Here is a 6,567-nt window from a genome sequence, read left to right as displayed (position 1 = left end):
CAAGTCCGGCGAACACAATCGCCGGAAGATCGTCTAGGGAAGACGTCAAGCATCACCCGACGCCAACCCGTCAACCATCAACTGAGACTCGACATACGGTCCTCGGGTCAGTTGCGGCCCGTGGCGGCGGACGCGTTCTGCGGCGCGCAGAAGCGATTGAGCGACCTGCTCGGCATCGTCAGCCGACAGGAAGATCTCTTGGGTCCAGAGCACCGACAACCGGACCGTGCCGGTCAGCGTGTTGGTAGCTACGTCCACTTCCACGCCGTTTCCCGTAACGTCCTGGATATCCAGCTCCAGATCACTACTGAACGCGCTCATGGCGTGAGCATGCCCTATGGGTCCCGCGGCCGCTCAGGCGCGGGTGCGCCGTGCGGGCTCCTTGTCGGCGGTGATCCGGTAGGCGAGTTCGGCACGGTCCGCGCCGACGCGGAGCTCTTCGAGGATCAACGGGTGGTCGTCGGTGCCGTGCGTCACGCGGGAGAGGTGGAGGACCGGCGTCGCGTCGGGGAGTTGGAGGGCGGCCCGTTCGTCCGGCAACGGCATGCGGGCGCGGACCGTCTCGGACCACCACAGCTTGTGTCCGGCTTGCGTCAGGATCTCGTACGCGGACGCCGGGGGTGTGTTCGGTGCCTCGGCCAGCGTGGTTCCCCGGGCGACCTCGAACGGGATCAGCGTGCGGTGCATGGCGCGCGTGCCGCTGGCCGCGTCAGTGAGCAGCCGGTCGCACGTGAAGAGGGCTTCTTCCTCTCCGAGACTGAGCAGCTGCCCCGTGCCCTTTGTGGTGCGGGAGCGATACGGGGTCGGTTCTTCGACCTCGTTCCAGACGGACCCGCTGGGCATGACGAACTTCCCGTCGCGGGTGTGGCTGACGCGGCGCTCGATCGTGACGGCGGGCTGGCCATCGGATCGTACGAAGCTGCCCTTGCCGTGGTGGACCTCGATCAAGCCTTCGGCTCGCAGTGCGGCGACGGCGTTGCGGACGGTCGGGCGGGAGACCTGGTAGCGCTCGATGAGCTGGGCCTCGGAGGGGAGTGGGGCGCCGGGCTCGAACTCGCCCGACAGGATCGCTTCCCGGATCGCGGCGGCAACTTGCTGGTAGAGCGCGCCGGGGCGCTGGATCTCCGTCATCTCGGCACCTTCGGGTTGAGGTCGTAGGCACGTCGCACGCGCGACATCACTCGTCAGCATAAGCAGTTGACCCCTCGCCGTACAGAGTCACATAGTTATCACTCGTCATAACAAGTGACGTCACATTAAGAGTGTCGTCCTGATTGGCCAAGGAGGCCAAAGCAATGCAGTCCATTCCTGTGGACACGGCGCGACTGGGCGTACTGCGGTGCGCCATCGCGCCCGAAGCGAAGATCAGCAACTCCGAGACGCAGGAGGTGAAGAAGGACCGCGACGGCAACACGATCTACACGGTGGCCGTCACGGTGCGGCAGGACCGGCGGCGTATATCCGTGATCGAGATCGCCGTGTCCGGTGAGCCGAAGGGCATTGAGGAAGGCCAGATCATCAAGGTGACGGGCCTGGTGGCGTTCGCCTGGTCGATGGGTGACCGGCACGGCATCAGCTTTCGGGCCGATGCGGTCACCCCGGTGCCGGGCGCCCCGGCTCAGGGCAAGGCCGGTGGTGCGTGATGGGTGCCATCCTGCTCGCCCTCACGCTCGCAGCGCTCGCCTGGATGTTCGTCGTCGCTGACCTGCTGCGGCGGCATCGTCCCGCCTGGCACTGGTACGTCACCGGCTATCCGCTGACCGTGTGGCGGGTGCTGTTCACCTGGCGCAGGGTCGCGATGCTCAACGACCTGGCGGTGTCCCGTCGTCCGCCGCGCGGGCTGCTCGGGGACGTGGTGGTCAAGGGGGATCCGCTGCGGCCGGTGGCTCCGCGTATCTCCTTCCCGCGTGCTACCCGCATGGGCCTGACCGTGGTCGTGCGGCTGCATGCGGGGCAGACCCCGGCGACGTACATGAAGGCGGCCGATGCCCTCGTGCATGCGTGGAAGGTCCACGCCGTACGGGTCACCTCGCCGGAACGCGGCCTCGTGCTCCTGACCGCGACGGCCAGTGATCCGCTGGAACGGCCCGGCTTGGCGACAGCTCCCGCCGCGCTGCTGTCCGCGCTCATCGGCGCACTGGAGAGCGGCGGGGCATGGGTGATGGATTTACGGATGGTGCCTCACTGGCTTATCGCCGGGGCCACACGCTCGGGCAAGTCCACGTTGCTTGCCCGGCTGATCACCCAACTCGCTCCGCAGAGCGTCGCCCTGATCGGTATCGACTGCAAGGGCGGGATGGAACTCGGCTTGTTCGCTGACCGGCTGAGCGTGCTCACGACGTGCAGGCGGGAGGCGGTCGCGGTGCTCGCCGCGCTCGTCGTCGACATGCAGGACCGAATGCGCGCCTGCCGTGCGGCGGGCGTCCGCTCGATCTGGGAGCTGCCCGACAAGCTGCGGCCCGTCCCCGTCGTCGTGATCGTCGACGAGCTGGCGGAGCTGTACCTCTCCGATGGGAGGCGTGAGAGCAAGGCCGAGGCGGAGCAGTGTTCCACGCTCCTCCTGCGCCTGGCCCAGCTCGGGGCCGCGCTCGGCATGCACCTGGTGGTCGCCGGGCAACGCGTCGGCTCGGATCTCGGGCCCGGAGTCACCGCACTGCGGGCCCAACTCGGTGGCCGTGTCTGCCATCGGGTCAACGACCCCGGCACGGCGGAAATGACCCTCGGCGACCTCAACAAGGACGCCGTGGCGGTCGCCCAGTCGATCACTGCTGAGGAACAGGGCGTGGCCGTCTGCACCGCCCCGGACGGCGGGTGGAGCCGCGCCCGGTCGCACCTGACGACGACCGAGGAAGCAATGGCGATGGCCCGGCGGCACTCGGCCATGACCCCGCAACTGCCCGCCATAGACCGCGCACTTGCGGCGCTGGAAGGAGACGACAAGTGATCAGCGAAGGTACGGCGTTCACGTTCTCGGTGATCTTCGGGATCATCACCGTCCTCCTCGTCCGCTCCCGCGACGTACGCGCCTGGGAAGCGGTCTGCGTCGGCCTCTTCGGGGTCTACCTGGGCCAGACGCCCGTGGTCTTCACCGTCCACGGCCTCGTGACCTGGGTCATCAGCGGCTTCTCCCACACCTGAGCAGGAAGGACAGACATGCCCATGAGTCGCGTGAGGTGCACCCACTGCAAGGGCGAAGGAGCCCGAACGACCTGGACCGGACGGCGCCGCCGCTGCCGCGTCTGCCGGGGCACCGGAACCATCCGCTGACCTGAGATCGGCACTACCGACCACCCACGTAAGGAGCGACCCATGACCGACAGCGCGCCACCAACCACCAACCGTGCCGCCTCGGCGGCCCACCCCGGAAGGTCCCCACCATCACACCCGAGTTCACCCCGACTGACAGGCGCGCCGCCCTCGACCGCGCGGCGCGCCTGCGTCAGCTCTCCGAAGCAGACCGCGACGCGATACGACTCGCCCAAGACCCCAAGTTCGCCCGATGGTTGGAGCAGATCGCCGCCACCGGAGGATGCGCCCACCCGGTCCACCTCTCAGGCTCGTCGACCACGCGGGACGCGACGACCGGCGAGATCCTGCACCACTACGACACCCGTGATGAGCCCGCCGAACGGCTCTCCGTCCGCTGCCGCAACAGACGCGCGACCGTCTGCGCCCCGTGCTCTCGCCTTCACGCCGGAGACACCTTCCACCTCGTCCGCGCGGGACTCCTCGGCGGCAAGAACGTCCCCGCGACAGTTCGCCACCGGCCCCGGCTCTTCGTCACCCTCACCGCCCCGTCGTTCGGGCCCGTGCACCGCACCGGTGATCGTTGCCGACCGCGTCGCGGCGGCGGCGACTGCGAGCATGGTCGTCCGATCGGTTGCGGCGCCGTCCATGACGCAGCCGACTCCCTTGTCGGCCAACCACTGTGCGCCGACTGCTACGACTACCCGGCCCACGCGCTGTGGCATGGGCACGCGGGCAAGCTCTGGGACCGCTTCGTCATCGGCGTCCGGCGCCACCTCGCCTCCGCGGTCGGACTGACACAATCCCGCTTCCCGGACCACGCGCGGCTGTCCTTCGCCCGCGTCGCCGAGTACCAAAAGCGCGCCGCCGTCCACGTGCACGCGGTCGTACGCCTCGACGGTCCGGCCGGACCGGACGACGAACCCCCGGCATGGGGCACCGCGGATCGGCTGGCCGACGCCGTGCGAACGTCCGCACATCGAGTCGTGGTCCACACCGTCTACAGCCTCGCCGTTGGTGAACTTGCCCTCCGCTGGGGTGTTCAGGTCGACGCTCGTCCCCTGCGTGCCGCCGACGGCCCTGGCCCGGATGACGAAGCTGTGGCCGCGTACGTCGCGAAGTACGTCACCAAGGGAGCGGGTGAGACAGGCGCCGGCACCGACCATCGGCTCCCCACCTGGGACGACATCGACGCGGCACCGTTGACCGACCACGTGCGCGCGCTCATGCGGACCTGTTGGCGCCTCGGCGGCCTGCCCGAGTACGCGCCGCTGCACCTACGGGCGTGGGCGCACACCCTCGGCTACCGGGGCCACATCCTGACCAAGTCGCGCGCCTACTCGACGACGTACGCGGCGCTGCGCGCCGACCGAGCGGAGCACGCCGGGCAGGATGCCGTACGTGGCACGGTCACGGATGCCAACTGGCGCTACGTCGGCTCCGGCCATACTCCCGGCGCCGCCCTTATCGCTTCGGGCATCGCCGACGACCTCGCCATGAGTCGGGAGATCGCGCGCGAGGAGACTCGGCCCGTGGGCGGTGATGCCGTCTGAGCCGCCCCAGAACTGATCGCACCGATATAGATCGCGAGGAAGCTGCGGCCGTCAGCGCATGGATTGAGCGACACCTCCGCGAAGCTCCCCCACTCTCCGATGAGCAGTTGCGGAGCGTAGAGGAGATCCTGGGGCTTCAGCTCACTCGCCGGAAGTCCGCCAGACAGGCTTGAGGAGTTCAGGATCAAAGGTCTTGTTGCCCTTCCCGCCCGGCACGGCGACCACAGCACTCAGGACCTTCTTGATCGCATCGCGCTTCTGCGTGAGCGTCTTCGACTTCCACGACCTCGCGATGTCCTCTTGAGCCTCTTCCGCCTCGGCCTTCAAGGCTTCGTGCTTGGCCTCGTCCGCACGTAGCTCCTTGATCCGCCGCTCCAGGACCGGGAGGTTACGGAAGAACGTCTCATCGTCGATGTCAGTGTCATCGTCGTCGTGCCAACGACGCTCCAGCTCATTGCGGCTCTTGACCGCTCGCTCCAGTGCCTCGGCCTTGTCCCAGTCAGGCACGTCCTGGGCCTTGCTCGCGGCGTCCTTCTCCAGCTTCGCGATGACCAGCTTCTGGATGACGTCGTCTGTCTTGTCTCCGCGCTTGTACGTCCTGTTGCAGCCGCCGTCCACAGTCTTCTTGCACATGTAGGCGTGCTGGTACTTGAGCCAGTCGTTCGCCTTGATCCCGATCATCTTGTTGTTGCAGGTGGTGCCGTCCTCCCGCACGTTGCCGCAGCGGAGAATCCCTGTGAGTAGGTACTTGTGGACCAACCCTCCGCGGGGCATGCCGGTTCCGCGCCCGCGCTCCCTGATCTTGGCCGTGACCGCGAACCACTGCTTAGGAGTGACGATCGACTCCCACTCGCCCACGATTGGCTGGTCATCGCCATCGCGGACAAGCTCACCCTTGATCTCGCGGTATCCACACAGCCGCGCATTCATGAGGACCTGCTTGACGGTCTGGTACTGGAAGGGGTTGCCACGACTCGTCATGAACTCGGCCTCCTTCCACTGACGGGTGATCTCCGAAATGGAGGCTCCGGCGATCACGTCATGCACGGCCTTACGGATCGCCTCTGCCTCCTCCGGGCGCAACGTGACCCGGTCGTCCTCCCACCCGAAGGGGCGCCACGCGGCAACAGCCTTTCCACGGATCGCACGGCTACGGTGACTGTTCCGGCTGCGCCGCTGCTTCTTCCGTGTCTCGCTGAGAGACATGGCAACGCCCACAAGTCCCTTGATCTCGAACCCCTCCGCGTACAGATCCTGCACACCGTTCGAGTCGTGGTAGACGCGCCCCTCCTGAGCGGTGAACGCCTTCAGGTACCGCTCCCAGTCGCTCGGACGCCGGTAAAGGCGGTCATCGTTCGCCGCCATGACGCCGTGGATCGGATAGCCCTCCGGAGTTGTCCCCGCCGCAAGATCGTTGAGCAGCTGCTCGAAGTCGTCGCGTACGACGCTCTCCTTGCTGGCGCTCTTGTCGTTGTCCGTGTAGCGGTAGACGACCAGCCACCCGAACCTTTCGGCGTCGTTGGTCATGTCGCGGTGCTGGTCCTCGATGCCGTGGGCGTCCTTCACCCGGCCGTCGAACGAGATCCGCGCATAGCAGACAACGCACTTGAGATTGGGGTCGGCGGCCACCATCGCGCGTACTCCCTCGACGGACGGCAGTCCCTCGGGCACGCCTCGCAGCTTGCTGACGACCTCTTCGCGCTTGCCCACGGTGTCCCCCTCGGTCCGTAGAACGGGCTGTGGAACGACCGTAGCGCATGTGTGGCTT

The 6,567-nt window shown here is 67.4% G+C and carries 7 protein-coding genes; 4 read left to right on the top strand and 3 right to left on the bottom strand.

From position 1 onward, the window contains the following. Positions 1-45 precede the first annotated feature (45 nt). Together ABZS64_RS30555 and ABZS64_RS30550 are read right to left on the bottom strand one after the other, a co-directional pair. Positions 46-321 (bottom strand): hypothetical protein, encoded by a 276-nt coding sequence (locus ABZS64_RS30555; RefSeq protein ID WP_355836732.1) that lies wholly within the window; start codon positions 319-321, stop codon positions 46-48. Between the two features lie 33 nt (positions 322-354). After that, positions 355-1,131 (bottom strand): GntR family transcriptional regulator, encoded by a 777-nt coding sequence (locus ABZS64_RS30550; protein WP_355836729.1) that lies wholly within the window; start codon positions 1,129-1,131, stop codon positions 355-357. Between the two features lie 164 nt (positions 1,132-1,295). On the opposite strand from ABZS64_RS30550, the gene ABZS64_RS30545 reads away from it, so the two are divergent. The 4 genes from ABZS64_RS30545 (at position 1,296) to ABZS64_RS30530 (ending at position 4,799) form a co-directional block, all read left to right on the top strand. Beyond that, on the top strand, positions 1,296-1,643 hold the full coding sequence (locus ABZS64_RS30545; RefSeq protein ID WP_355836726.1) for a hypothetical protein: 348 nt from the start codon (positions 1,296-1,298) through the stop codon (positions 1,641-1,643). After that, a complete protein-coding gene (locus tag ABZS64_RS30540) occupies positions 1,643-2,944 on the top strand; it encodes an FtsK/SpoIIIE domain-containing protein (RefSeq protein ID WP_355836723.1) in 1,302 nt (433 codons plus the stop codon). Before ABZS64_RS30545 ends, ABZS64_RS30540 begins: the two co-directional genes overlap by 1 nt. Next, positions 2,941-3,138 carry a hypothetical protein gene (locus ABZS64_RS30535; protein WP_355836720.1) on the top strand — a complete coding sequence of 66 codons (198 nt, stop codon included), beginning with the start codon at positions 2,941-2,943 and terminating at the stop codon, positions 3,136-3,138. Before ABZS64_RS30540 ends, ABZS64_RS30535 begins: the two co-directional genes overlap by 4 nt. Before the next feature lie 296 nt (positions 3,139-3,434). Then, positions 3,435-4,799, top strand: a complete 1,365-nt coding sequence (locus ABZS64_RS30530) for a replication initiator (RefSeq protein WP_355836745.1) — start codon at positions 3,435-3,437, stop codon at positions 4,797-4,799. A gap of 141 nt (positions 4,800-4,940) precedes the next feature. On the opposite strand, the gene ABZS64_RS30525 is transcribed toward ABZS64_RS30530, so the two are convergent. Beyond that, positions 4,941-6,509: a recombinase family protein gene (locus ABZS64_RS30525; protein WP_355836717.1), complete on the bottom strand. Its 1,569-nt coding sequence runs from the start codon at positions 6,507-6,509 to the stop codon at positions 4,941-4,943. Positions 6,510-6,567: the final 58 nt, after the last annotated feature.

This window comes from Streptomyces sp. NPDC005408 (assembly GCF_040606445.1).
GTDB lineage: Bacteria > Actinomycetota > Actinomycetes > Streptomycetales > Streptomycetaceae > Streptomyces.
The sequence above is the reverse complement of the archived record's forward strand: the minus strand, read 5'-3'. Positions and strand labels throughout refer to the sequence as shown.